The organism is Nocardioides sp. JCM 18999 (assembly GCF_055391175.1).
The window spans coordinates 1,356,504-1,379,458 of record NZ_AP043887.1 but is presented as its reverse complement, the minus strand read 5'-3'; the positions used below and the strand labels follow the sequence as shown (position 1 = coordinate 1,379,458).

Annotated in this window: 26 protein-coding genes and 1 riboswitch; of the genes, 2 read left to right on the top strand and 24 right to left on the bottom strand. The window is 71.7% G+C overall.

The window, feature by feature from the left end:
- Positions 1 to 27 precede the first annotated feature (27 nt).
- Together infC and ACZ5J1_RS06650 are read right to left on the bottom strand one after the other, a co-directional pair.
- Positions 28 to 681, bottom strand: a complete 654-nt coding sequence (gene infC, locus ACZ5J1_RS06655) for a translation initiation factor IF-3 (RefSeq protein ID WP_464564729.1) — start codon at positions 679 to 681, stop codon at positions 28 to 30.
- A 238-nt stretch (positions 682 to 919) separates the two neighbouring features.
- A complete protein-coding gene (locus ACZ5J1_RS06650) occupies positions 920 to 1,423 on the bottom strand; it encodes an SseB family protein (RefSeq protein WP_464563691.1) in 504 nt (167 codons plus the stop codon).
- 62 nt (positions 1,424 to 1,485) lie between these two features.
- Here ACZ5J1_RS06650 and ACZ5J1_RS06645 point away from each other — a divergent pair, with 62 nt between their 5' ends.
- Together ACZ5J1_RS06645 and ACZ5J1_RS06640 are read left to right on the top strand one after the other, a co-directional pair.
- Positions 1,486 to 2,712, top strand: coding sequence for an amino acid deaminase/aldolase (locus ACZ5J1_RS06645; protein ID WP_464563689.1), 1,227 nt, complete (start codon positions 1,486 to 1,488; stop codon positions 2,710 to 2,712).
- A complete protein-coding gene (locus tag ACZ5J1_RS06640; RefSeq protein WP_464563687.1) occupies positions 2,693 to 3,193 on the top strand; it encodes a nucleoside/nucleotide kinase family protein in 501 nt (166 codons plus the stop codon). The genes ACZ5J1_RS06645 and ACZ5J1_RS06640 overlap by 20 nt, the downstream gene beginning before the upstream one ends.
- A 66-nt stretch (positions 3,194 to 3,259) precedes the next feature.
- On the opposite strand, the gene ACZ5J1_RS06635 is transcribed toward ACZ5J1_RS06640, so the two are convergent.
- The 22 genes from ACZ5J1_RS06635 to pyrF all read right to left on the bottom strand — a co-directional run bounded on the left by ACZ5J1_RS06635 (position 3,260) and on the right by pyrF (position 22,887).
- Positions 3,260 to 3,721, bottom strand: a complete 462-nt coding sequence (locus ACZ5J1_RS06635) for a PH domain-containing protein (RefSeq protein ID WP_464563685.1) — start codon at positions 3,719 to 3,721, stop codon at positions 3,260 to 3,262.
- Positions 3,705 to 4,580, bottom strand: a complete 876-nt coding sequence (gene hisG / locus ACZ5J1_RS06630; RefSeq protein WP_464563683.1) for an ATP phosphoribosyltransferase — start codon at positions 4,578 to 4,580, stop codon at positions 3,705 to 3,707. The genes ACZ5J1_RS06635 and hisG overlap by 17 nt, the downstream gene beginning before the upstream one ends.
- A 7-nt stretch (positions 4,581 to 4,587) precedes the next feature.
- Positions 4,588 to 4,851, bottom strand: coding sequence for a phosphoribosyl-ATP diphosphatase (locus ACZ5J1_RS06625; RefSeq protein WP_464563681.1), 264 nt, complete (start codon positions 4,849 to 4,851; stop codon positions 4,588 to 4,590).
- Positions 4,852 to 4,928: 77 nt separating this feature from the next.
- Positions 4,929 to 5,411, bottom strand: a complete 483-nt coding sequence (gene ribH / locus ACZ5J1_RS06620; RefSeq protein WP_464563679.1) for a 6,7-dimethyl-8-ribityllumazine synthase — start codon at positions 5,409 to 5,411, stop codon at positions 4,929 to 4,931.
- Positions 5,408 to 6,685, bottom strand: coding sequence for a bifunctional 3,4-dihydroxy-2-butanone-4-phosphate synthase/GTP cyclohydrolase II (locus ACZ5J1_RS06615; RefSeq protein ID WP_464563677.1), 1,278 nt, complete (start codon positions 6,683 to 6,685; stop codon positions 5,408 to 5,410). Before ACZ5J1_RS06615 ends, ribH begins: the two co-directional genes overlap by 4 nt.
- Positions 6,682 to 7,269 (bottom strand): riboflavin synthase, encoded by a 588-nt coding sequence (locus tag ACZ5J1_RS06610; protein WP_464563675.1) that lies wholly within the window; start codon positions 7,267 to 7,269, stop codon positions 6,682 to 6,684. Before ACZ5J1_RS06610 ends, ACZ5J1_RS06615 begins: the two co-directional genes overlap by 4 nt.
- A complete protein-coding gene (gene ribD / locus ACZ5J1_RS06605; protein ID WP_464563674.1) occupies positions 7,269 to 8,303 on the bottom strand; it encodes a bifunctional diaminohydroxyphosphoribosylaminopyrimidine deaminase/5-amino-6-(5-phosphoribosylamino)uracil reductase RibD in 1,035 nt (344 codons plus the stop codon). The genes ACZ5J1_RS06610 and ribD overlap by 1 nt, the downstream gene beginning before the upstream one ends.
- Positions 8,304 to 8,389: 86 nt before the next feature.
- Positions 8,390 to 8,533, bottom strand: a riboswitch (FMN riboswitch).
- Positions 8,534 to 8,549: 16 nt separating this feature from the next.
- Positions 8,550 to 9,215, bottom strand: coding sequence for a ribulose-phosphate 3-epimerase (rpe, locus tag ACZ5J1_RS06600; protein ID WP_464563672.1), 666 nt, complete (start codon positions 9,213 to 9,215; stop codon positions 8,550 to 8,552).
- A 21-nt stretch (positions 9,216 to 9,236) separates the two neighbouring features.
- The gene (locus tag ACZ5J1_RS06595; RefSeq protein ID WP_464563671.1) at positions 9,237 to 9,476 is read right to left on the bottom strand and encodes a hypothetical protein; all 240 of its coding nucleotides are present in this window, start codon (positions 9,474 to 9,476) and stop codon (positions 9,237 to 9,239) included.
- A gap of 2 nt (positions 9,477 to 9,478) precedes the next feature.
- The gene (locus ACZ5J1_RS06590) at positions 9,479 to 10,861 is read right to left on the bottom strand and encodes an RsmB/NOP family class I SAM-dependent RNA methyltransferase (RefSeq protein ID WP_464563669.1); all 1,383 of its coding nucleotides are present in this window, start codon (positions 10,859 to 10,861) and stop codon (positions 9,479 to 9,481) included.
- Entirely contained in the window at positions 10,854 to 11,273 is a 420-nt protein-coding gene (locus tag ACZ5J1_RS06585) for an MmcQ/YjbR family DNA-binding protein (RefSeq protein WP_464563668.1), read from the bottom strand. Before ACZ5J1_RS06585 ends, ACZ5J1_RS06590 begins: the two co-directional genes overlap by 8 nt.
- Complete coding sequence (gene fmt, locus ACZ5J1_RS06580; protein ID WP_464563666.1) at positions 11,270 to 12,193, bottom strand: methionyl-tRNA formyltransferase; 924 nt, start codon at positions 12,191 to 12,193, stop codon at positions 11,270 to 11,272. The genes ACZ5J1_RS06585 and fmt overlap by 4 nt, the downstream gene beginning before the upstream one ends.
- Positions 12,193 to 12,738 carry a peptide deformylase gene (def, locus tag ACZ5J1_RS06575; RefSeq protein WP_464563664.1) on the bottom strand — a complete coding sequence of 182 codons (546 nt, stop codon included), beginning with the start codon at positions 12,736 to 12,738 and terminating at the stop codon, positions 12,193 to 12,195. Before def ends, fmt begins: the two co-directional genes overlap by 1 nt.
- A 27-nt stretch (positions 12,739 to 12,765) precedes the next feature.
- Positions 12,766 to 14,820 carry a primosomal protein N' family DNA-binding protein gene (locus ACZ5J1_RS06570; protein WP_464563662.1) on the bottom strand — a complete coding sequence of 685 codons (2,055 nt, stop codon included), beginning with the start codon at positions 14,818 to 14,820 and terminating at the stop codon, positions 12,766 to 12,768.
- Positions 14,821 to 14,850: 30 nt separating this feature from the next.
- Positions 14,851 to 17,709, bottom strand: a complete 2,859-nt coding sequence (locus ACZ5J1_RS06565) for a M4 family metallopeptidase (protein WP_464563660.1) — start codon at positions 17,707 to 17,709, stop codon at positions 14,851 to 14,853.
- A 90-nt stretch (positions 17,710 to 17,799) separates the two neighbouring features.
- Entirely contained in the window at positions 17,800 to 18,999 is a 1,200-nt protein-coding gene (gene metK, locus ACZ5J1_RS06560; protein WP_464563658.1) for a methionine adenosyltransferase, read from the bottom strand.
- Between the two features lie 76 nt (positions 19,000 to 19,075).
- Positions 19,076 to 20,320, bottom strand: a complete 1,245-nt coding sequence (coaBC, locus tag ACZ5J1_RS06555) for a bifunctional phosphopantothenoylcysteine decarboxylase/phosphopantothenate--cysteine ligase CoaBC (protein ID WP_464563656.1) — start codon at positions 20,318 to 20,320, stop codon at positions 19,076 to 19,078.
- A 19-nt stretch (positions 20,321 to 20,339) separates the two neighbouring features.
- The gene (rpoZ, locus tag ACZ5J1_RS06550) at positions 20,340 to 20,672 is read right to left on the bottom strand and encodes a DNA-directed RNA polymerase subunit omega (RefSeq protein ID WP_464563654.1); all 333 of its coding nucleotides are present in this window, start codon (positions 20,670 to 20,672) and stop codon (positions 20,340 to 20,342) included.
- Between the two features lie 4 nt (positions 20,673 to 20,676).
- On the bottom strand, positions 20,677 to 21,300 hold the full coding sequence (gene gmk, locus ACZ5J1_RS06545; protein WP_464563652.1) for a guanylate kinase: 624 nt from the start codon (positions 21,298 to 21,300) through the stop codon (positions 20,677 to 20,679).
- On the bottom strand, positions 21,293 to 21,625 hold the full coding sequence (gene mihF, locus ACZ5J1_RS06540; protein WP_464563650.1) for an integration host factor, actinobacterial type: 333 nt from the start codon (positions 21,623 to 21,625) through the stop codon (positions 21,293 to 21,295). Before mihF ends, gmk begins: the two co-directional genes overlap by 8 nt.
- A 57-nt stretch (positions 21,626 to 21,682) precedes the next feature.
- On the bottom strand, positions 21,683 to 22,078 hold the full coding sequence (locus ACZ5J1_RS06535) for a hypothetical protein (protein ID WP_464563648.1): 396 nt from the start codon (positions 22,076 to 22,078) through the stop codon (positions 21,683 to 21,685).
- Positions 22,075 to 22,887: an orotidine-5'-phosphate decarboxylase gene (pyrF, locus tag ACZ5J1_RS06530; RefSeq protein WP_464563647.1), complete on the bottom strand. Its 813-nt coding sequence runs from the start codon at positions 22,885 to 22,887 to the stop codon at positions 22,075 to 22,077. The genes ACZ5J1_RS06535 and pyrF overlap by 4 nt, the downstream gene beginning before the upstream one ends.
- Positions 22,888 to 22,955 lie beyond the last annotated feature (68 nt).

Below are 22,955 nucleotides of genomic sequence, written 5' to 3'. Positions count from 1 at the left end.
CTTTCGTACGGGGAAACTCGGGGGGTCTTACAGGTCGATGTCGGGATCGAGCGCCTCGTTGCGGCGCTTCTCCTTCTTCTGAGCCACGGGCTTGTCGCCGGCCTGGGCCGTGCGGACCGCCTGCTCCGCGGCGGCGTCGGCCGCACGCTCGGCGGCCTTCTCCTCCTTGGCGACAGTCATGTCGACCTTGGCGTCAGCCTTCTTCTTCGTCGGGCCCAGCACCATGACCATGTTGCGGCCGTCCTGCTTCGGCGACGACTCGACGAAACCGAGCTCGGCGACGTCCTCGGACAGCTTCTGCAGCAGGCGGAAGCCGAGCTCCGGGCGGTGCTGCTCACGACCACGGAACATGATCGTGATCTTGACCTTGTCGCCCGCCTTCAGGAACCGCTCGACGTGACCCTTCTTGGTGTCGTAGTCGTGCTGGTCGATCTTGGGACGGAGCTTCATCTCCTTGATGATCACGTTCGTCTGGTTCCGACGAGCGTCGCGCGCCTTCTGCGCGTTCTCGTACTTGAACTTGCCGTAGTCCATGATCTTGGCGACCGGCGGGTTGCCCTGCGGGGCGATCTCGACCAGGTCGAGGTCGGCCTCCTGCGCAAGGCGCAGTGCATCGCCCGTCGGCACGATGCCGACGGTCTCGCCGTTGGGACCAACAAGACGGACCTGGGGAACCCGGATCCTGTCGTTGATACGAAGCTCGGTGCTGATGTGTCCTCCAAATGAGAAATGGGCTTCCGACGCAAGCGGAAGCCCAACTGACGTCCACCCACCTCAACGGCAGGCGCACGCCGACACATTCCCTGAAATGACTTCAGGTGATGCGGGTCCGACCCGACGATCTGATGGAGCGGCGATCGATGCGGGTGGGAAGATCCGAAACGGTCTTCCACTTGTGTACTCCAGACACCCTACGGGATCACTCCTCCGCAGGCCGAATCCACGCGGACCGGGCGCCGATCCGGACCAGCTCCCACCCGGAGGCCAGCGCGACCAGGTCCTCGCCCTCGACGGCGAAGGTGGTCGGCCCGGCGACGTCGACGACGAGCGCGTCGGCTCCGTCCTGGATCGCCGCCTTGGCCGCATCGGCCGCGGTCACCGGCACCGGCCGGGCCTCGGGCTGCCAGCGCTGGAGCGTCTCCATCCCGGTGAACCCGAGCAGTGCGGAGCGACCGTCGGCGCCGCGCAGCAGGACCGTCGCCATGTCGGCGGTCTTGTCGTGGGCGAGGCCGTTCTCGTCGATCTCGACCTCGCCGAGGACCGCGACCACCGGCACGATGATCCGGGCCCGGACCAGGGCAGCGAGCACGTCGGCGTACGTCGTGGCGCCTCCACCGAGTCCGGCGAGGGCGTCGGTCAGCTCGGCGTCGGCGGTCCCGGCGTCGTCGGGGAACGCCGGGGCCAGGATGTCGCGGTCACGCACGCCGAGGATTCTCGCACCCCGCCTCCGCACGTCCCGCTTCCGCGCATGACAGACTCCGAGCCGTGGGTAGGGATCCGATGACGACGAGTGCGCGCAACCAGCTCTGGACACGACTCTCCGGGGCGGTCGAGAAGCACGACACTCCCCTGGCAACACCGATCATGGTGGTCGACCTCGACGCGTTCGACGCCAACGCCGACGACCTGGCGCGCCGCGCCGCCGGCGTGCCGATCCGGGTCGCGTCGAAGTCGCTCCGCGTGCCGGCTCTGATCTCCCGCGCTCTCGCCCACCCCGGGTTCGCCGGGGTGCTCGGCATCACCCTGGCCGAGGCGCTGTGGTTGGAGGAGCACGGGATCAGCGACGACATCGTGGTCGCCTATCCGACCGTCGATCGGGGGGCTCTGACCCGGCTGGTCTCATCCCCGACTGCCGCTTCGCACATCACCCTGATGGTGGACTCGGTCGACCACCTCGACGTGGTCGACTCCGTGCGGCACTCGCACGCGGTGCCGATCCGGATCGCGATCGACCTCGATGCCGGCCTCGACCTCAAGGTCACCCGGATCGGTCCGCGCCGATCCCCCGTCACCGGGGCGGACGGCGCACTCGCCCTCGCCCGAGCGATCGTGGAACGTCCCGGATTCACCCTGGTCGGCGTGATGACCTACGAGGGTCAGGTCGCCGGCCTGGCCGACGACGTCCCCGGCCAACGCCTGCGCTCCGCGATCATCCGGGGGCTCAAGGACCGCTCGATCGACCAGCTCCTGACCCGGCGCCGCGAGGTGATCGACGCGATCGGTTCCCTGGCCCAGATCGAGTTCTGGAACGCCGGCGGCTCGGGCTCGATCGAGTCCTCGGCCTCGGACCCGGTGGTCACCGAGGTGACGGCGGGCTCCGGGCTCCTCGTGCCGGGGATCTTCGACCACTACCGCAGCTTCGCTCCGCGCCCCGCCGCCTACTTCGGGGTGCGGGTCTCGCGCCGGCCCAATGCGTCGACCGCCACCGTCCACGGTGGCGGCCTGATCGCGTCGGGCCCGACCGGGGCCGACCGCTCGCCGATCCCGTGGGCTCCCGCCGGGCTCGAACTCACCGGGCTCGAAGGTGCCGGCGAGGCGCAGACCCCGTTGGTGGGGCCCGCCGCGGAGCACCTCCGGATCGGCGACCTGGTCTGGTTCCGGCACGCGAAGTCCGGCGAGCTCTTCGAGCACTCCAACGACGCCCACCTGCTGGCCGGCGACCACTTCGTCGAGACCGTGGCGACCTACCGGGGTGAGGGCCTCGCCATCTGAGGCCCGACCCCGCGTCCTCCTGATCGACGGTCCGGCCGGCGCGGGCAAGACGACGCTGGCCGCGCTGGTGCCGGTCCTGACCGACTGCGTCGTCGTGCACATGGACGACCTGTACGACGGCTGGGACGGTCTGGCCGCCGGGGTCGGTCAGGTCGACGCGATCCTGGGTGCGGTCGCCGCCGGCCGGCCGGCGAGCTACCGGCGCTACGACTGGGTCGAGGACCGGTACACCGACGAGGTCGCGGTGCCCGCGACCCCGCTCCTCGTCATCGAGGGGGTCGGGGCCGGCGGCACCGACCACCGGGCCGACCTGCTGGTGTGGGTCGAGGCGCCCGTCGCCGTACGGCTGGAGCGGGTGACAGCGCGAGGTGACTTCGGGGACCACTGGGAGCGGTGGGCCGAGCAGGAGTCGCGGCACTTCGCCGCTGCCCGGACCCGGGAGCGGGCCGACGTCGTGATGACGCTTCCGGACGAGCGATAACCCTCAACTCGGCTGCAACAACCCTCAACTCGGCTGCGCCAACCCTCAAGTCGGCAGCAGGAAGCCTCAATTCGGGGTGCTGAGGGCGTCCGCGAGGCGGCGCAGCTCGCGCACGGCGACCTTGGCGCGGCCACCGTCGGAGGACTGGATCCCCATCGCCGAGATCTCCTCCCCGTCGGAGAGGTCGAGGCGGACCCAGGGGGCACCCGACGGCAGCCGGATGGCGATCACCTGCGCCCACTCGAGGTCGCGCCGCTTGTACCCGTTGACCACGATCAGATGGTCACGGGTGGCGGTGACCCGGGAGCGGGTCAGGGCGTGGATGCAGGTCAGGATCAGGAGCGCGATGAAAGCCAGCGTGAGCAGCTGGAACGTCGTGTACTTCGCCTGCTCCTCCGGCCCCATGGCGATCCAGGAGGTGGCGCAGACGACACCGAGACCGATGACCAGCACGATCGCGACGATCCGCGGGCCGAGCGGACGCCAGGTCCGCGGCAGGCCCGCCAGCATGTCAGAGTCGGCAGGCATGGATCTCGGTGAGCAGGATCCCGCGGGCGCCGATGGCGTAGAGCTGGTCCATCAGACGCTGCGAGCCGTCGGTCGGGACCATCGCCCGGACCGCGACCCACCCCTCGCGATGCAACGGCGAGACGGTCGGGCTCTCGATCCCCGGGGTGAGCGCAACGGCCGCGGAGACCGTGGCAGCGGGGATGTCGTAGTCCATCATCAGGTAGCTGCGCGCGACCAGGACGCCCTCGATGCGGCGGCGGAAGATCTCGAGCTCGTCGGCGCCTGAATCGACACCGTGGCGAGCGATCATCACTCCCTCGGAGTCGAGGATGGTCTCGCCGAAGACCTCGAGGCCCGCCTGGCGCAGCGTGCTGCCGGTCTCGACGACGTCGGCGATCGCGTCGGCGACACCGAGCTGGATGCTGGTCTCGACCGCACCGTCGAGACGGATCACCTCGGCCTCGATGCCCTCGCGCTCGAGGAACGCGCGGACCACCCCGGTGTAGGAGGTGGCGATCCGCTTGCCGGCGAGCTCGGCGACGGTGGTGAACACCCCGGCCGGCCCGGCGAACCGGAAGCGGCTGCGACCGAAGCCGAGCTGCAGGACCTCGTCGGCCTTGGCGCCGGAGTCGTGCAACAGGTCGCGGCCGGTGATGCCGACGTCGAGGGTGCCCGAGCCGACGTACAGGGCGATGTCGCGGGGGCGGAGGTAGAAGAACTCGACCCCGTTCGCCTCATCGATCAGGGTGAGCTTCTTGGAGTCGTCCCGCTGCCGGTAGCCGGCCTCGCGGAGCATGCCGGAGGCGGACTCGGAGAGCGATCCCTTGTTGGGGACCGCCACGCGGAGGAGCTTCGCTGCGGAGGTGGCGTCAGTCATCAGGGCCTCACAGGTGGGAGTAGACGTCGTCGAGGGTCAGGCCGCTGGCGATCATCAGCACCTGGGCGTGGTAGATCAGCTGGCTGATCTCGAGTGCTGCAGCGTCCTTGCCCTCGTGCTCGGCCGCCATCCAGGACTCGGCGGCCTCCTCGACCAGCTTCTTGCCGATCGCATGGACGCCCGCGTCGAGCTGGGCGACGGTGCCGGAACCGGCTGGACGGGTGCGGGCCTTCTCGTTGAGCTCGGCCCACAGCTCCTCGAACGTCTTCACGCTGGACAAGCCTAGGGGGTCCACCAGGTGGATACCCACCGGGTATCAGTCCCAGAGATCACGCCCGGACGTCGCCGCTAGGCGTGCTTGCGGATCCGGTGGAGCGTGTGGGCGGTGGCCAGCGCGGCGGCCGTCGCCTCGTAGCCCTTGTCCTCGGCCGAGCCGGGCAGCCCCGCACGGTCCAACGCCTGCTCGTCGGTGTCGCAGGTCAGGACCCCGAAACCGATCGGGACCGACTCGTCGAGGGCGACCCGGTTGAGGCCGTCGGTGGCGGCGGAGCAGACGTACTCGAAGTGCGGTGTGCCGCCGCGGATCACGACGCCGAGCGCGATCACCGCGTCGAACCCCTGCCGGGCGAACGCCTGGGCGGCGACCGGCAGCTCGAACGTGCCGGGGACCCGGACGATCACGGGAGCCGCGACCTGGTGGTCGTCCAGGGCACGCTGGGTGCCGGCGAGGAGTCCGTCCATCACCTCGGTGTGCCAGCTGGCGGCCACCACGGCCACCCGCAGGCCGCTGCTGTCGATCGGTTCGGGACGCGGGGCTCCTGCTCCACTCATCGGGCTGCTCCTTCGGTGTTCGTGGCTGCACGGGTCTGGTCGGCCGGGAGGGTGTGCCCCATCCGGTCGCGCTTGGTCGCCAGGTAGGCGCGGTTGTGCGCGGTCGGTTCCAGGGCGAGCGGGACCCGCTCGGTGACGCCGACGCCGTAGAGCGAGAGGGCGTCGATCTTCTGCGGGTTGTTCGTCATCAGCCGGACGGTGTCGACGCCGAGGTGGCGCAGGACCTGGGCGGCGATGGCGTACTCGCGGGCATCGACGGGCAGGCCGAGGGCGAGGTTGGCCTCGACCGTGTCGTGGCCGTCGTCCTGGAGGGCGTAGGCCTGCAGCTTCGCGCCGAGCCCGATCCCCCGGCCCTCGTGGCCGCGGAGGTACACGAGGACGCCACGTCCGGCCGCCTGGATCATCGCCATCGACGCCTCGAGCTGGGGGCCGCAGTCGCAGCGCAGGCTGCCGAATGCGTCACCGGTCAGGCACTCCGAGTGCACCCGGGCGAGCACCGGGCCGCCGGTGGTGATGTCACCGACGGCGAGGGCGACGTGCTCCTCGCCGGTGATCAGGTCACGCCAGCCGGTGGCCGTGAAGGTGCCGTGCCGGGTCGGGAGCTGGGTCGTGGCCAGCGGGGCGACGAGGGCGTCGTGGCGTCGGCGCCACTGCGCCAGGTCGTCGATCGAGACCAGCGCGAGGCCGTGCTCGTCGGCGAACGTGCGCAGGTCCTCACCGCGCTTCATGGTGCCGTCGTCGTTGACGATCTCGACCAGGACCCCCGACTCGCCGCGACCGGCCAGCCGGGCCAGGTCCACGGCCGCCTCGGTGTGGCCGCGGCGGACCAGGACACCACCCGGGGCGTAGCGCAGGGGGAAGATGTGGCCGGGCCGGGTGAAGTCACCGGCGGTCGCGGTCGGGTCGGCGAGCAGCCGGGCGGTGTGGGCCCGGTCCGCCGCGGAGATGCCGGTGGTGACCCCGTGGGCGGCGTCGACGCTGACGGTGAAGGCGGTCCGGAGCGGGTCCCGGTTGCGCGCGACCATCAGCGGCAGCTCCAGCTCGTCGGCACGGTCGGCCGTGACGGGCACGCAGAGCACACCGCTGCTGTGCCGGATGGTGAAGGCCATCAGCTCGGGGGTGGCGGCGGAGGCGGCGAAGATCAGGTCACCCTCGTTCTCGCGGGACTCGTCGTCGACGACGACGACGGCCTTGCCCGCGGCGATGTCCTCGATCGCTCGCTCGATGCTGTCCAGGCGCAGCGTGCCCACGGGAGGCGTGTTCGGAGTGCTCATCGGTTCACCAGCTTCTCGACGTGGCGGGCGATGATGTCGGTCTCGACGTTGACCGGATCACCGACCACCTTGGTGCCCAGCGTGGTGCGGGCGAGGGTTTCGGGGATGAGGCTGACCGTGACGACGTCCTCGACGATCGTGACGACGGTCAGGCTGACGCCGTCGAGGGCGATGGAGCCCTTGTCGACGACGTACTTGGTGAGCGCGGCGGGGATCCGGATCGAGACCAGCTCCCAGTGCTCGCTCGGCGTTCGCTCGACGATCTCGCCGGTGCCGTCGACGTGGCCCTGCACCAGGTGTCCGCCGAGGCGGGTGGCCAGGGTCGCGGCGCGCTCGAGGTTGACCGGGGAGCCCGGCACCAGGACGCCGAGCGAGGTCTTCGCCAGCGTCTCGGCCATCACGTCGGCCGTCCAGGTGACGCTGTCGTGCGTGGCGACCGTGAGGCAGCAGCCGTTGACGGCGATCGAGTCGCCGAGCTGGACCCCGTCCAGGACGTGGCTGGCGCTGAGCGTGAGTCGGACGGCGTCGCCCTGGTCCTCCAGGGCGGCGACGGTGCCGAGCTCTTCGACGATTCCGGTGAACATCAGGGTGTGACCTCCTGCGGCGTCAGGGTGAGCCGCGCTGTGGTGGCTTCGGCGCCCGCGATGGCACTCACCTCGGTGAGTGCCGGTCGGAGCGCGTCGGCCAGGGTGGTGATGCCGAGGTCGGCGACGGCGGTGGGGCCGGCTCCGAGCAGGACGGGGGCGATGTAGGCGACGATCTCGTCGACGAGGCGGGCGCGCAGGAATGCAGCGGCGAGGGTGGCGCCGCCTTCGAGGAAGACGTGGCGTCGCTCGAGGTCCCACAGCTGTCGGAGCGCCTCGCCCGGGTCGTGGGTGTCCAGGAAGGCGGTCGCGGCGGAGTCGTCGCGGAGCTTGGCTCCGGCCGGCACCGTACGCCGGCCCATCACGACGCGCAGCGGCTGGTGCGGGAGCGGGTGACCGGCAGTGTCGCGCACCGTGAGTGCCGGGTCGTCGGCCAGCGCGGTCCCGGTGCCGACCAGGACGGTGTCGGCCTCGGCGCGGAGCCGGTGGACGTCGGCGCGAGCCTCGGGCGAGGTGATCCACTGGCTGGTGCCGTCGGCGGCGGCGATCCGACCGTCGAGTGTCATCGCCGTCTTCCACACCACCCAGGGGCGTCGTCGGCCGACGGCCACGCCCCACCGGCGGGTGAGCTCGTCGGCCGCCTGCGTCGGGGTGACGTCGACGTCGATCCCGGCGTGCCGGAGACGTTCGATCCCGCCGGCGGCCTCGGCGTTGGGGTCAGTGCGGCCGACCACGACGCGGGCGACGCCGGCGTCGATCAGGGCCTGGGCGCACGGCCCGGTGCGTCCGGAGTGGTTGCACGGTTCGAGGGTGACGACCGCGGTCGACCCGCGGGCGGCACCTCCGGCCCGGTTCAGCGCGTCGACCTCGGCGTGCGCGGTCCCGGCGCCACGGTGGACGCCCTCGGCGATCACGGTGCCGTCGGGATCGAGCAGGACGCAGCCCACCCGCGGGTTCGGCAGGATCGGTCCCGGCACGGAGGCGGCGATGTCGACGGCGCGACTCAACGCGCGCTCTTCGGCGCTGCTCCTCATCGGGGGCCTCCTAGTGTCCGCGTACCGCGAACCAGGGGGCATCGACGCCACCACGGACACCGTCGCGAGGACGGCACCGTTCGGCGTTGCGTGCGCTTCTCATCCGGACTCTGACCGTCGGTCCAGGAATTTCACCTGCTCAACCTGACACGGGCTGTGTCAGGGTCGCGGACTTCTGAGTCTCCTCAGTCACCGCCGGTGCGGAATTTCACCGCCCCCAGTGCACGCGAGCTGTTGCTCGTCCGATCAGTGTGCCACAGCGGCGGCGGCGTCTCGCAAGGATCGCACCATGTGGTCAGGATCACCCGCACCGAAGACGGCGCTGCCGGCGACGAAGACGTCCGCCCCGGCCTCGGCGCAGCGCTCGATGGTCTCCAGGCTGATCCCGCCGTCGACCTGCAACCAGCACTCGCCGCCGTGCCGCTGGATGAACTCGCGGGTCCGACGGATCTTCGGCAGGCACAGGTCGAGGAACTTCTGCCCGCCGAAACCGGGCTCGACGGTCATGATCAGGATCATGTCGAGCTCCGGGACCAGCTCTTCGTACGGCTCGATCGGGGTGGCGGGCCGCAGCGCCATGGAGGCGCGGGCCCCGGCCTTGCGGATCTCGCGGGCCAACCGGATCGGGGCTGCGGCGGCCTCGACGTGGAAGGTGACGCTGGCGGCTCCGGCCTCGACGTAGGCCGGCGCGTGCCGGTCGGCGTCGGCGATCATCAGGTGGGCGTCCAGCGGGGTGTCGGTCGCCCGGCTCAGCGCCTCCATCATCGTCGGCCCGAAGGTCAGGTTCGGGACGAAGTGGTTGTCCATCACGTCGACGTGGATCCAGTCGCTGCTGGGGATCCGGGCCACCTCGGTGGCCAGGTTCGCGAAGTCGGCGTTCAGGATGCTGGGGGTGATCTGGACGTGCGTCACAGCCCGCATCCTAGGGCCGGCTCACTCGCCGGTGGTGGCCGCCTTCTTCCGACCGAGGCCGAGGTACCCCAGCGGCCCGACGGGTTGGACCGCCATGGCGAGCACCCACAGTGCCTTCGGGCCCCGCACGCCCGCGGCCGGGCGGCTCCTCAAGTCGCGCAGGGCGACCGTGGTGAGGACGATCTCGGCGACTCCCGCCGCGATCACGGCGCCCTTCTGGGCGTCGGAGAGATCGGACCAGCTCTTCTTCGTACCGGGCATCGTCACGCCTTCCTGAGCAGTGCCATGAACATCGCATCGGTCCCGTGCCGATGCGGCCATAGTTGCACGGTCCCGGTGACAGGCCCGGCGCTGTCACCGATGGCTCCGACCGCGCCCGCGATGGGTTCGAGCACCACGTCCGCGCGCCGGGCCAGGACCGTCTCGACGACGCCGCTGGTCTCGGCGAGCACGGGGCTGCAGGTGGCGTAGAGCACGACGCCGCCGGGTCGGACCAGGTCGAGGGCGCTCTCGAGGAGCGCGACCTGGAGCGGGACCAGTGTCGCGACGTCAGCGGGCGTGCGACGCCAGCGGGCCTCCGGACGTCGACGCAGCGCCCCCAGCCCCGAGCAGGGCGCGTCCACCAGGACCCGGTCGAAGGACCCGGCCCGGTACGGCGGCCAGGTGCCGTCCCCCGCGACGACCCCGCTCACCCCGTCGGCGCCGGTCAGGTTGCGGGCCACCAGTCCGGCGCGGTGGACCTGGACCTCGTTGGCGACCAGACCCGCGCCGGCGCCGGTGGCCAGGGCGGCGAGCAGCGCGGACTTGCCGCCCGGCCCGGCGCAGAGGTCGAGCCACCGGGTGTCGGACCCGGAGAGGGGCGCCTCGGCGGCGGCGATCGCGACCAGCTGGGAACCCTCGTCCTGGACGCCGGCGCGTCCGTCGGCGACGGCAGCGACCTCCGAGGGCGATCCTCCGGGAAGGACGGTGCCGTAGGGCGAGTAGGCGGTGCGTTCGCCGGGCAGCTCCGCGACGTCGGCGCGTCCCGGGCGGGCGACGAGGACGACTCGTGGTGGTGCGTTGTCGGCGGCCAGGAGTGCGCCGAGCTCAGATTCGCCGGCGGCGTCGGCGAGCAGGTCGACGATCCACGCGGGGTGGGAGAACTCGAGGGCATCGCGGGCACGACCCGGGGTCGGGGCGAGCTCGTCGACCCACTCGGCCAGGGTGTGCCGAGAGACCTTGCGCAGCACGGCGTTGGCGAACGAGGCGGCACCGGGACCGGTGGCGGACTTGACCAGCTCGACGGTGGTGCTGATCGCGGCGTGGTCGGGCACCCGCATCGACAGCACCTGGTGGCAGCCCAGCCGCAACGCGTCACGGACCTTCGCCTCGACCTTGGCCAACGGCCGGTCGATGCAGGCAGCCAGGATCGCGTCGTAGGTGCCCTGCTGACGCAGCGTGCCGGAGGCGAGCTCGGTCGCGAATGCGGCGTCGCGACCGCTCAGGCCGTGCTTGGCCAGCGCGTGGGGCAGCACCAGGTTGGCGTAGGCCTCGTCGACCCGGACGGCCTTGAGCACGTCGAAGGCGGCCAGTCGCGCCGGATCGACCCGCGGCCGGTTGGCGGGGCGCGCCGCGGGGCGACGGCGGCCGGGCCGGCGCTCACTCATCGAAGGCCCTGACGAGTCGCTTCGGCGCGACCGCGCGCCAGGCATCGGTCAGCACCTCGCGCAGCTCCTGCACGGTGATCTCTCCTAGTCGCGACTCCTGGACGAGGACCGCGTTGTAGCCGTTGAAGTGGTCGATGGTGAAGTACGGGCCGCCGGCGACGAGCGCCAGCTTCTCGGCCTCGGTGGCGGTGCGGATGACCAGCAGGTCGTCGTACTGCTCGCCGGTGCTGGGATCGATCGCGCTCTTGTGCGGGGCGCGGTGCAGGACGAAGCCTCGCCCCTTCTCCCCCGCCGGCACCTTGTAGGTCGGACGGTCTCCCCAGGTGATGCCGAACTCCACCTCGGGCAAGGCGAGGCAGATCGCCTCCACGTCGGACGGCGTGGCGGGCCGGCGCGGATCGTCGGCGCTCATGCGTCGAAGGTAGTCCCCGCGGCCAGTCCGGCGCCCCTGCCCCAGTCGGCGGCGGGCATCTCCTTCTTGCCGAACGCCTTGACCAGACCGAGCCGGACGGCTCGGGTCGCGGTGCCCACCAGGACCTCGTTCTTGCCGATCCTCAGCTCACCCGCAGGCAGGGTCTCGTCGCTGATCGTGACAGGAGCGACCTTGAAGCGCTCGCCGGCCAGCAGCGTCCAGGCACCGGGAGCCGGGGTGCAGGCCCGGATCCGCCGCTCGACCGCCACGGCCGGTTCGGTCCAGTCGATCCGGGCGTCCTCGACGGAGATCTTGGGTGCGAGGGTGATGCCGTCCAGCGGCTGCGGGCGCGCCTCGATCTGGCCGCCGTCGATGCCGTCGAGGGTGGCGACCAGGAGCTGGGCGCCGCCCTCGGCCAGCCGGCCGAGCAGGTCGCCGGAGGTGTCGGTGGCTCGGATCCGCTCGGTCATCACGCCGTACGTCGGCCCCGCGTCGAGCTCGCGGACGATCCGGAAGGTGGTGGCGCCGGTGAACTCGTCGCCGGCCCACACGGCGTGCTGCACGGGGGCCGCGCCGCGCCAGGCTGGGAGCAGCGAGAAGTGCAGGTTGATCCAGCCGTGCCGCGGGATCTCCAGCGCCGAGGTCGGCAGCAGGGCGCCGTAGGCGACCACCGGGCAGGCGTCGACTGCGAGAGCGCGGAGCTCGTCCTGGAACGCGGGGTCGCGGGGGTGCTCGGGCTTCAACACCGGGATGCCGAGCTCCTCCGCGCGCTGGGCGACCGGGCTCGCGACCAGCTTGCGCCCCCGCCCCGACGGGGCGTCCGGGCGGGTGATCACCGCAGCGACCTCGTGCGGGGAGGCGAGCAGCGCCTCGAGGGAGGGCAGCGCGACCTCGGGCGTGCCGGCGAACGCGACCCGCATCAGAAGCCGAACCCGCCCGTGCGGTGCGGGCTGACCTTGACCGTGGGCCGGTCGAGACCGAACCACTCCGACTCGCGGATCTGCTTCATCGCGGCCTTGCGGGCGGCGTCGTCGAGCTTGTCGATGAAGAGCACCCCGTCGAGGTGGTCGGTCTCGTGCTGGATCGCGCGCGCGAGCAGGTCCGAACCCTCGATCACGACGGGCTCGCCGTGCATATTGAAACCCCCGGCGACGACGGAGCGTGCGCGGCGGCAGTCGTACATCAGGCCGGGCAGGGAGAGGCAGCCCTCGTCGCCCTCCTGGATCTCCTCGGACAGCGAGAGCACCGGGTTGATCAGGTGCCCGACCTCGCCGTCGACGTTCCAGGTGAAGACCCTCAAGCCCACACCGATCTGCGGTGCGGCCAGGCCGGCACCGCGGGCTTCCAGCATGGTGTCGGTCAGGTCCGCGACCACCGTGCGGAGCTCACGGTCGAAGTCGGTGACCTCGACGGCGCGCCGCCGGAGCACGGGGTCGCCGAAGAGGCGGATGGGCTGGATGGGCATAGCGGAATCCTAGGAGGAGCCGGCGTCTCAGAGCGACGCGGGATCGAGCTGGATCCGGACCGCGTCGAGCCTGCGGGCCGAACGGACCCGGGCGAGCTCGCCCAGCGCGGCCGCGAGCGCGTCGCCCTCGGCGGCCGGGGTGCGCACGACCGCCCGCCAGACGTCCCCGTCGGGCGTCGGCCCGAGCACCTCGGCCGCCGCGGGCAGGGACAGCAGGGTGAGGGCGTCGTCGATCGCTCCGGCGTCGCCGGTCACGGTGGCGATCCGGGCGGCGGGCGGCAGGTGCGCCGAAGCACGGTCGGCCGCCTCGCGGGTTACGAATCCGGGCTGGTCCCAGCGCACCAGTGCCTGCAGCACGGGGTGGGCCGGGTCGCCCACCACCATCCCGGCGCCGCCCGGACGGGCCAACGCCAGGGCGGCGGAGAACCGGCGCAGCGCCTCCTCGTCGGAACGCAGTCCGGGCCAGCCCAGGGCGAGCCAGCTGTCGAGCACGACGACCGCGGCGTAGCCGCCCTCGTGGGCCGCGGGCGGCTCGGCGCCTGGGGTGGCGACCACGATCGTGCGGGCGGTGCCGACGTCGGTCACGGACCGGTCACCGGTCGAGGAGACCACCCGGACGCCCGGGAACGCCCGGCCGAGCTCCTCGGCGGTCCGCGCCTCCCCGACCACCGGGGCACGCAGGCCGAGCCCACCGCAGGACGGGCACTGCCACGGAGTCACCGCGGTCCCGCACCACCGGCACGACGGCGGCGCCGAGGGCTCCGGTTGGTGCAGCGGCCCGGAGCAGGCGCCGCACCGGGCCGGGGTTCGACAGGTCTCGCACGCCAGGGCCGCGGCGTACCCGCGTCGGGCCACCTGGACCAGCACCGGCCCGTGGGCGAGGGCGTCCCGGATCAGGACGTGCGCCTCGCGAGGGATCCGGGCCGCGTGGGCGTGCGGGTCCCGGGCGAGCGCGATCTCGCTGGCGCCCGGCACGCTCACGCGGAGCCGGGACCGGCTCAGTGCCCTGGTCGGGACGATCGCATGGACTCCTCCGGCCCGGGTCAGCTCGAGCGCCTCGGCCGACGGGGTGAAGCCGCCGAGCAGCAGCGCCGCGCCTTCGCCCTCGGCGCGCAGCTGTGCGACGGCGCGGGTCTGCGGGTACGGCGCACGCGGCTCGGCCAGGAGCGGGTTGCCCTCGTCCCAGACCGCGACCAGCCCGAGGTCGGCGACCGGAGCCCAGATCGCCGCGCGGGTGCCGATCGCGACCCGCAGGGCACCGCGGCGCAGCTCCAGGAAGGCGCGGTACCGCGCGGCCGGGCCGAGATCGGCGGCGAGGACGGCGTGCTGGCCTGACCCGAGCACCTCGTCGAGGGCGGCCGAGAGCCGTGTCAGGTCCCGATGGTCGGGGACCACCACGATGGCACCACGCCCACCGGCACGGGCCGCCGCCACTGCCTGGGCGAGCAGCTCCGGCCATGCGGTGCCCGGAGCGGCGTGCCAGACCGCCTGGGGTGCCCCGCCGGTGCTCAGGTGGGTGAGGAACGCCGCACCGGGCTCGTGTCCCGCCCAGGCTGCCTGGGCCGCCGCCAGGTCGACGTGCGGCTCGGCCGCCGGCCGGGAGACGAGCCGCTCGGTGGCGGCATGGCGCGGCGGGATCGCCAGCCGGAGCACGTCGGCTCGGCTGCCCGCGTAGTGCTGGGCGACCCGGCCGACGAGACGGGCGACGGGTTCGGAGAGCACCGGTTCGGTGCCGACGACGCGTCGGAGCGGGGTCAAGCGTCCGCCCGCGTCGCTGTGCTCGGATCGGTTGCTGCGTGCGAGCAGGTAGCCGTCGACGTCCTGGCTGCCGAAGCTCGCCTTGATCCGCACGCCGGGCTGGGCGGCCTCGGCGAGGGCCGCGGGCACGGCGTAGTCGAAGACCCGGTCCAGGTGGGCGCCGGGCAGGTCCAGCAGAACCTGGGCGACCGGCTCGTCGTCGGTGATCGCCGCCTCGGCCGCCTTCCGGGCCCGGGTCTCGGCGGCCTTGCGGGCGCCCTCCTTGGCTCGATCGCGGACGAGGCCGGGCAGCTCCAGTGCCTCGGGCTCGTGCGGTGTCGCCATGGCGCCAGTTGTATCAGGCACCACCGACGCTCAGCGACGCACCTTCTTCGCGGCCGACACCGTCCGGGTGAGCGTGGTGAATCCGGGCCGGCTGATCGTCACGGTGACACTGATCCGCTTGCCGGCGTCCTTCTTCGTCAGCTTGTACTGGAACTTCGTGGCCTTACGGATCGGCTTCCCGTTGCGCTTCCACTGGTAGGCGAGCCGATCCGCGTCATTCGCATTCGACCGAGCACTCGGGCCAACGATCCATTGCCCCACCTTGAGCAATCCGCGGATCTTGGGGTCGAGCAGGCGGAAGGTGCCGCGCTTGACGACGAAGGATCCGGCCGACACCGAGATCGACTCGTATCCCTCCCGGTACGGCGAGACGGTGGCGCTGATGCGGTGACCGACGTCGGCCGCGACCGGGATGTACGTCGGCCCGCCGGTGTTCAGCATCACGCCGTCGCGGAACCAGGTCATCCCCCACGCGGCCTCGTCCGCGTTCAGCGCAGGGCTCCAGGTCCCCAGGAGCACGCGCATCGGACTTCCCACCGTCGCCGGGCCGACCAGGTGAGGTGCCGTCAGGTTCACCCGCTTCGGAAGCGGGACCGGGTCGCAGGTGTAGACCACGATGTCGTCGAGGAACCAGCCGGGCATCAGGTAGTCCCCGTCGGTCGCGAGCTCGAACTCGGGGACGATGGTCGAGCCGCCCAAGGAGGTCAGCTCGGCGCGGCTGGCGACCCAGCCGCGGCTGTCCCCGCTGAATCCGTCGCGATAGGCCCCCCACCACCGGTCGTGCTTCCGGGCGGTCGGGCCGTTGATCCAGTCGAGATCCTCACCGCGGCTCGTGCCGCCGGACACCGTGCCGCCGGCTCCGTCGCCGATCCGGCGGTCGAAGTTGACCAGTCCGGCGTCGTAGAAGGTCGACGCACCGTTCTCGCGGACGTAGTCGAGCAGGTACCAGTTCTCGAACCACAGGAAGGTCTGCTGCCCGCTCGGGATCTCGATCGGGTCGGCGGCGCTCAGGGTCCCCTCCTGCCAGACCCCCTTCCCCGACCAGGGCGCGGTGATCGACCAGGAGTCGCTTCCCGACGTCGCGTTGGCGCCGTAGTACGGCGACTGGCCACGCACCCACGATCCGGTCGCCGTGAACGTCGAGGCTGGGTCGCCGGTCTCGCTCTCGAGCAGGACCCGCTTGGTGGTGTACTTCGGGCAGGTCTGCGGCGCATCCGCGGGCTGCGGGGCGGACCGCGGCGTCGTCCGCAGGCCGGTGGCGACCGTGGCGGCGTGCACCGCGTCGCAGTTCGCGGCGGTGAATCCCGCCTCGCCCGCCGAGACCAGGTCGGAGCAGCTCTGCTCCAGGACGTCGGCGAGGTCCGCGTAGTCGCTGCCGGAGCTGAGCTTCATCAGGACGTCGGCGTAGAGCGTGCCGGTCCGGTTCAGACCCGGGTCGCCGGCGTCGATCCCGACGACCGTGGTGCCCCGGAACGTGCCGCCCTGCGAGATCAGGTACGCCGTCTTGTTGCCGACACCGGAGTCGGTGTGGACGCCGCCGTTGTCGTCATAGGCCTCGTCGTCGGCGGTGTAGAGGGTGCTCCCCGTCCAGTCGGGCTGGCCGTGCAGCGTCGGGTTGAGCATCGACCGCGTGGCCCCGCCGGGCAGGTCCTCCCCCAGGTCCCAGTTCGTCTGCTGGGCGGGGCTGGTGGCGTTGCGGTGCTGGACGATCTCGCCCAGCACGTCGGCGATGGACTCGTTGATCGCACCCGACTGCCCCCAGTAGAAGAGGTTCGAGTAGCGCTCGATGACGCCGTGCGTGAGCTCGTGACCGACGACGTCGACCGCGTCGGCGTAGCCCGTGCCGTAGTACATCTGGTGTCCGTCCCAGAACGCGTTCGGGAACGGGCAGTCCTCGCCGGTGAAGCACCAGGCGACGGTCGAGGCGATCGCCTTCTCCCCGGCCACGGTGATGCCCAGCAGGCTGGTCAGGTCGATGTCGGCGAGCTCGGCGTAGGTCGCGGCGGTGGCGCCGGCGGCGTCGAAGGCGTGGTCGACGTCGCTCGCCCCGGTCGGTCCCGAGGCCTCGGTGCGCGCCACGCCCGACGTGCACGGCACGACGTCGTTGCGCGCGACGTTGGCGTTGTCGCAGACGACGCGGTTGATCCCGCGGTTCTGGTCGAGGTCGAGCAGGACGCGGCCGTCGTGGTCGTCGACGAGGACGAGACGGTTCAGCATCCCCGCGCCACGCACCTCGAACGCCCAGCCGCTGCGTGCCTCGGTCGTCGAGGTCGCGCCGAGCACGCTGGGGTCGTAGACCCGGCGCCCGACGGACGTCACCGCCAGCTCACGCCCGCCGTCGGTCCGGGTGACCTGGAGCGTCGCGGCGCGGGCGGCCTCGTCCTCGGTCACCTGGGCAGCACTCACGGTCGCGGTCGACGTGCTGGAGGAGGCCGACACCATCTGGCCCTCCGGGTCGAGACCGAGGACGACCTGGGCGCCGATCACGGGGACGCCGTCGATGCTCTGGTCGTAGCGCACCACGTCGATCCCGCTCGGCGACGACTGGGGCGCCTGTGCCTCGAAGGTCGATCCCGGTGCGCTGGTGCCGAGCGCGGCGCCGTACCGACGCAGGTGGCGCCGTGCGGCGTCGGCCGCACTCATCCGGGGCGTGACCTCGGGATTGTCGAAGGGCCGCCCGGCGGCGGTGCCGACGAACCGGTAGCGTCCCGCGTCGCGTTCGAAGGTGACACCGCGCGGAGCGTCGGAGTGCAACCGGCTCGTGGCGTCCCCGGTCGGATCACTGCGGACGGCCGTGGCCGGGGTGGCAGCGAGGCCGACCAGCACCAACGATGCCGCCGTCAGGCCTCCGACGAGGGTGGGGACGGCGCGCCGACGACGCTGCTTCACTCTGTGCTCCTACGACGAACGGCCGAGCGAGTCTCGCCCGGCCGTCCGAAGTATCACAGGTTGACGTGCCAGCGTGCACGAAAGCGCGTCTCAGGCGCCGGCGACCGCCCTGAGCTGCTCGGCCCGGTCGGTGCGCTCCCAGGTGAACTCGGGGAGCTCGCGGCCGAAGTGGCCGTACGCCGCGGTCTTTGCGTAGATCGGGCGCAGCAGGTCCAGGTCGCGGATGATCGCGGCCGGACGCAGGTCGAAGACCTCGAGCACGGCCTTCTGGATGTTCTCCACGGGGACGGTCTCGGTGCCGAAGGTCTCGACGAACACCCCGACCGGGTGCGCCTTGCCGATCGCGTAGGCGACCTGGACCTCGGCGCGGCGGGCGAGCCCGGCGGCGACGATGTTCTTGGCGACCCAACGCATCGCGTAGGCGGCCGAGCGGTCGACCTTCGACGGGTCCTTGCCCGAGAAGGCGCCACCACCGTGACGGGCCATGCCGCCGTAGGTGTCGACGATGATCTTGCGTCCGGTCAGACCGGCGTCACCCATCGGACCACCGACGACGAACTTGCCGGTGGGGTTGATGTAGAGGTTGTAACCGTCGAACGGGACGCTCGACTTGAACTGCTCGAGGACCGGCTCGATGACGTACTTCTTGACGTCGGCGGCGAGCTGCTCCTGGGTGACGTCCTCGGCGTGCTGCGTGGACAGCACGACGGTGTCGACCCGGACCGCGTGGTTCTCGTCGTCGTACTCGATCGTGACCTGGGTCTTGCCGTCGGGACGGAGGTAGGCCAGCGTGCCGTCCTTGCGGACCTCGGTGAGCTTCTCGGCCAGCGTCTGCGCGATCTTGATCGGCAGGGGGAAGAGCTCCGGGGTGTCGTCGCAGGCGTAGCCGAACATCAGGCCCTGGTCGCCGGCACCCTGCTTGTCGAGCTCGTCGACCGAACCGTCGACGCGGTTCTCCTCGGCGGTGTCGACACCCTGGGCGATGTCGGCCGACTGGGCGCCGATCGCCACCTGGACGCCGCACGAGTTGCCGTCGAAGCCCTTGGCGGAGGAGTCGTAGCCGATCTCGAGGATCTTCTGGCGGACCAGCTGGGCGACCGGGGCGTAGGCCGAGGTGGTCACCTCGCCCGCCACGACGACGAGGCCCGTGGTCAGCAGCGTCTCGACCGCGACGCGACTCTTCGGGTCGTGCTCGAGCAGGTAGTCGAGCACGGTGTCGCTGATCTGGTCGGCGATCTTGTCCGGGTGACCTTCGGTCACGGACTCCGACGTGAACAGGCGTCCAGTCACTTTGCTACTCCAGTCTCAGGGGTGAGAAGAACGATTCGAACAATAGCCGCCCGGTCCGGTCGACTTTTCGGGTGTCTCACGAGAGTCGGCGAACGACCTCGTCGAGGATGACCTGGGCGAGGGCCTGCTTCGACCCGATCGGGACATCGATCGGGTCGTGATCGGCGCTGATCAGCACGGCGGCGTTGTCGGGCTGACCGAAGACCGCGCCGCCGCTGACGTCGTTGACGACCAGGAAGTCGGCGCCCTTGCGCTCCAGCTTGGCCTGGGCGTACTCGGCGACGGTGTGGTTCTCGTCCCCGGTCTCGGCCGCGAAGCCGACGACGACCTGGCCGGCGTGGGAGCGGTGCGCTCCGAGACCGGCGAGGATGTCGGGGTTCTCCACGAGCTCGATCGTCGGGGCCTGACCGTCGGCCCGCTTCTTGATCTTCGCGTCGCTCGTCGAGGTCGGTCGGAAGTCGGCGGGCGCGGCGGCCATGATCACCGCGTCGGCGCCGGCAGCGGCGGTGACGACGGCGTCACGCAGCTGGGCCGTGGTCTCGACGGCCGTGACCTTGACCCCGGCCGGGGCGTCCAGCGCGGAGTTGGCCGCGACCAGGGTCACCTCGGCGCCGCGAGCCGCCGCGGCCCGCGCGATCGCGAACCCCTGCAGCCCGCTGGACCGGTTGCCCAGGAACCGCACCGGGTCGAGGTACTCCCGGGTCCCCCCGGCGCTGACCACGATCCGCCGTCCGGCGAGGTCGGTCCGCCCGCCGCGCTCCAGCACGGCGCGGCACAGGTCGAAGATCTCGACGGGCTCGGGCAGGCGTCCCTTGCCGGTGTCGGTCCCCGTCAGGCGACCCTCCGCGGGGTCGATCACGATCACGCCGCGAGCGCGCAGCGTCGCCACGTTCGCGACGGTGGCCGCGTGCTCCCACATCTCGGTGTGCATCGCCGGGGCGAACACGACCGGGCAGCGTGCGGTCAGCAGGACGTTGGTGAGCAGGTCGTCGGCCATCCCGTGGGCGGCCCGGGCGATCGTGTTCGCGGTGGCCGGGGCGACCACCACCAGGTCGGCCTCCTGGCCGATCCGGACGTGCGGGACGTCGGTGATGTTCTCGAAGACCTCGGTGCTGACCACCTTGCCGGACAGCGCCTCCCAGGTCGGCGCGCCGACGAAGCGCAGGGCCTCGCGGGTGGGGACGACGGTGACGTCGTGCCCGGACTCGGTGAAGTGGCGCAGCAGCTCGGCGGCCTTGTAGGCCGCGATGCCGCCGGTGACCCCTAGAACGACACGAGGCCGCCCCTCACCCTCAGGGGTGGGAACGGCCTGCGTCGTCATGCTGTCGCTCAGCGTGAGCTCACTCAGCGACGGCGAACGGGTCGGCGATCGCGGCAGCGCGCGCAGCAGCCTCTTCGGCGGCGAGCTCGGCCGGGTCGACCTCTTCGCAGGTCAGCAGGTCCTCGTTGATCTCGCGCAGCGCGATCGAGAGGGGCTTCTCCTGGACGTGGGTCTCGACCAGCGGGCCGACGTACTCGAGCAGGCCCTCGCCGAGCTGGGAGTAGTAGGCGTTGATCTGGCGGGCGCGCTTGGCACCGTAGAGGACCAGACGGTACTTGGAGTCGGTCTTGCTCAGCAGGTCATCGATCGAGGGGTTCGTCACGCCCTGGGCGTCGATCTCGGGGGCAGCCACGTGTTCAGGCCTCGCTGTCAGAAGTCGGTCGTGTGTTCTCCGGTGGGAGACCACCAGTCATCAAGGTTACCAATTGCTGCGCGGCATCGTGAACTTCACGGTTCACAATGGTCACATCGAACTCGGTCTCGTGGGCAAGCTCGACCCGGGCGGTCTCCAGGCGGCGCTCGCGTTCCTCGGCCGTCTCGGTCCCCCGGCCGACCAGACGACGCACCAGCTCCTCCCAGGTCGGCGGTGCCAGGAACACGAACAGCGCCTCCGGCATCGTCTCCCGAACCTGCCGCGCGCCCTGCAGATCGATCTCCAGCAGCGCCGGTCGTCCGGCAGCCAGAGCCGCCTCGACCGGGCCGCGCGGGGTGCCGTACCGGGCGACCTTGTGGACGGTCGCCCACTCGAGGAGCTCGTCCTCGGCGACCATCCGGTCGAACTCCTCGTCGGAGACGAACCAGTAGTGCACGCCGTCGACCTCGCCCGGACGCGGCGCGCGGGTGGTGGCGGAGACGGAGTACCAGACGTCGGGGTACTCGTCCCGGACGGCGGCGGCGACGGTGCCCTTGCCGACGGCGGTCGGGCCGGCGAGGACGACGAGCCGGCTGGGGGTGATCTGCTCCGCCACGGTCTCAGCCACGGTGGCCGAACTCGCGGGTCAGGGCGGCGATCTGGTTGACCCCGAGACCCCGGACCCGACGGCTCTCGGCGATCTCGAGCCGCTCCATCAGAGCCTTGGCACGAACCTTGCCGACGCCCGGCATCGACTGCAGCAGGTCGACGACCTTCATCTTCCCGATCACTCGACCGAGCTCGTCGTCGCCCTGCCCCTGCTCGATGACGGCGATGATCGAAGCACCGGAGTTCTTCAGCCGGTTCTTGATCTCAGCGCGCTCCCGGCGGGAGGCCGCGGCCTTGTCCAGGGCGGCCTGACGCTGTTCGGGAGTCAACGGGGGGAGTGCCACGGCCGCCACCCTAGCCGACCGGACGGGTGCGTCAATCCGGCGCTGCGGGCTGACCGCTCAGAGCGTCAACGGGGTGTGACAGACGTCGCGAACCTGCTGCTGCACCGCGGTCATCGCGGTGCCCACCTGATCGCTGCTGAGACGGGTCGCAGCGGCGGTGATCGCTGCCTCGTCCTTGCTCGCCACGGCCTTCTTCAGGGCCTCGATCGCGTCGATCACGGTGTGCCACGACGGTGCGATGTCCTCCGGCGCATCGGCTGCCAGGGCCCGGAAGTCGGGCAGTGCCCTGATCAGTGCGTCCTGGTCGCCGCCGGCCACCGTCTCGCTCAGGGCGGCCTGGCGGTCGCTGACCGTCTCGCAGTACGACGCCACGGCGTCCTGGCCGCAGCCGGCCGCGACCGCGGCGACGGCGACGAGCGCCCCCACCGCCAGCCGGCGTCGGCCGCGGGTCACGCCTGCAGCTCGGCGTTGGTACGTCGGGCGGCGTCGGCCAGGGCGGCGACGCTCGGTCCCTGCCGGAGCAGTCCGCGGCTGGAGCTGGGCAGCACCGGCAGGTCGCCGAAGATCCGGCGGATGTCGCTGACGGTCCCGCCCTGCTCCCCGAAGCCGGGGGCGAGGATCGGACCGTTGAACCCGAGCGATCCGGAGGCGTCGCCGATGGTCGCACCGACGACGGCCCCGAACGATCCGAGGGGGCTCTCCCCCGCGTTCAGCTCGGCGAGGTGGCCGAACATCCGCTCGGCGACGCTCTCGCCGGTGTCCGTGGTGGCGTGCTGCACCTCGGGGCCCTCCTTGTTGGAGGTCAGGCCGAGCACGAAGAGTCCGGCGTCGAACGTCCGAGCGGTCTCGACGAACGGGTCGAGCGAGCCGAAGCCGAGGTAGGGGCTCACCGTGACCGCGTCCGAGGCCAACGGTGAGGTCGGGTCGAGGTAGGCGTCGGCGTACGCCTGCGAGGTGGAGCCGATGTCGCCCCGCTTGATGTCGAGGAGCACCAGGGCGCCGGCGGCGCGGGACTCGGTGATCACGCGCTCCAGGACGGCGACGCCGCGCGACCCGAACCGCTCGTAGAAGGCGCTCTGCGGCTTGATCACCGACACGTGCGGCGCCAGGCCCTCGACCGCGGTCAACGCGAAGCGCTCCAGGCCGGCGACGGTGTCGTCGAGGCCCCACTCGGCCAGCAGGTTCGCGTGCGGGTCGATGCCCGCGCACAGCGGCCCCCGGTCGGCGACTGAGGCGTGAAGGCGTGCTCCGAAGGTGGCCATGGGCGACATCTTCGCCGATCCCCCGGAATGCTCGGGAATCGGCCCGCCGCAGGCCCTAGCATCGCGGC

Excerpts from the sequence above, each read along its gene's own strand:
- ACZ5J1_RS06635 (WP_464563685.1), bottom strand. The coding sequence starts at position 3,721 with ATGCCTGCCGACTCTGACATGCTGGCGGGCCTGCCGCGGACCTGGCGT.
- hisG (WP_464563683.1), bottom strand. The coding sequence starts at position 4,580 with ATGACTGACGCCACCTCCGCAGCGAAGCTCCTCCGCGTGGCGGTCCCC.
- ribH (WP_464563679.1), bottom strand. The coding sequence starts at position 5,411 with ATGAGTGGAGCAGGAGCCCCGCGTCCCGAACCGATCGACAGCAGCGGC.
- ACZ5J1_RS06615 (WP_464563677.1), bottom strand. The coding sequence starts at position 6,685 with ATGAGCACTCCGAACACGCCTCCCGTGGGCACGCTGCGCCTGGACAGC.
- ACZ5J1_RS06610 (WP_464563675.1), bottom strand. The coding sequence starts at position 7,269 with ATGTTCACCGGAATCGTCGAAGAGCTCGGCACCGTCGCCGCCCTGGAG.
- ribD (WP_464563674.1), bottom strand. The coding sequence starts at position 8,303 with ATGAGGAGCAGCGCCGAAGAGCGCGCGTTGAGTCGCGCCGTCGACATC.
- ACZ5J1_RS06595 (WP_464563671.1), bottom strand. The coding sequence starts at position 9,476 with ATGCCCGGTACGAAGAAGAGCTGGTCCGATCTCTCCGACGCCCAGAAG.
- ACZ5J1_RS06590 (WP_464563669.1), bottom strand. The coding sequence starts at position 10,861 with ATGAGTGAGCGCCGGCCCGGCCGCCGTCGCCCCGCGGCGCGCCCCGCC.
- ACZ5J1_RS06585 (WP_464563668.1), bottom strand. The coding sequence starts at position 11,273 with ATGAGCGCCGACGATCCGCGCCGGCCCGCCACGCCGTCCGACGTGGAG.
- fmt (WP_464563666.1), bottom strand. The coding sequence starts at position 12,193 with ATGCGGGTCGCGTTCGCCGGCACGCCCGAGGTCGCGCTGCCCTCCCTC.
- def (WP_464563664.1), bottom strand. The coding sequence starts at position 12,738 with ATGCCCATCCAGCCCATCCGCCTCTTCGGCGACCCCGTGCTCCGGCGG.
- ACZ5J1_RS06570 (WP_464563662.1), bottom strand. The coding sequence starts at position 14,820 with ATGGCGACACCGCACGAGCCCGAGGCACTGGAGCTGCCCGGCCTCGTC.
- coaBC (WP_464563656.1), bottom strand. The coding sequence starts at position 20,320 with ATGACGACGCAGGCCGTTCCCACCCCTGAGGGTGAGGGGCGGCCTCGT.
- pyrF (WP_464563647.1), bottom strand. The coding sequence starts at position 22,887 with ATGGCCACCTTCGGAGCACGCCTTCACGCCTCAGTCGCCGACCGGGGG.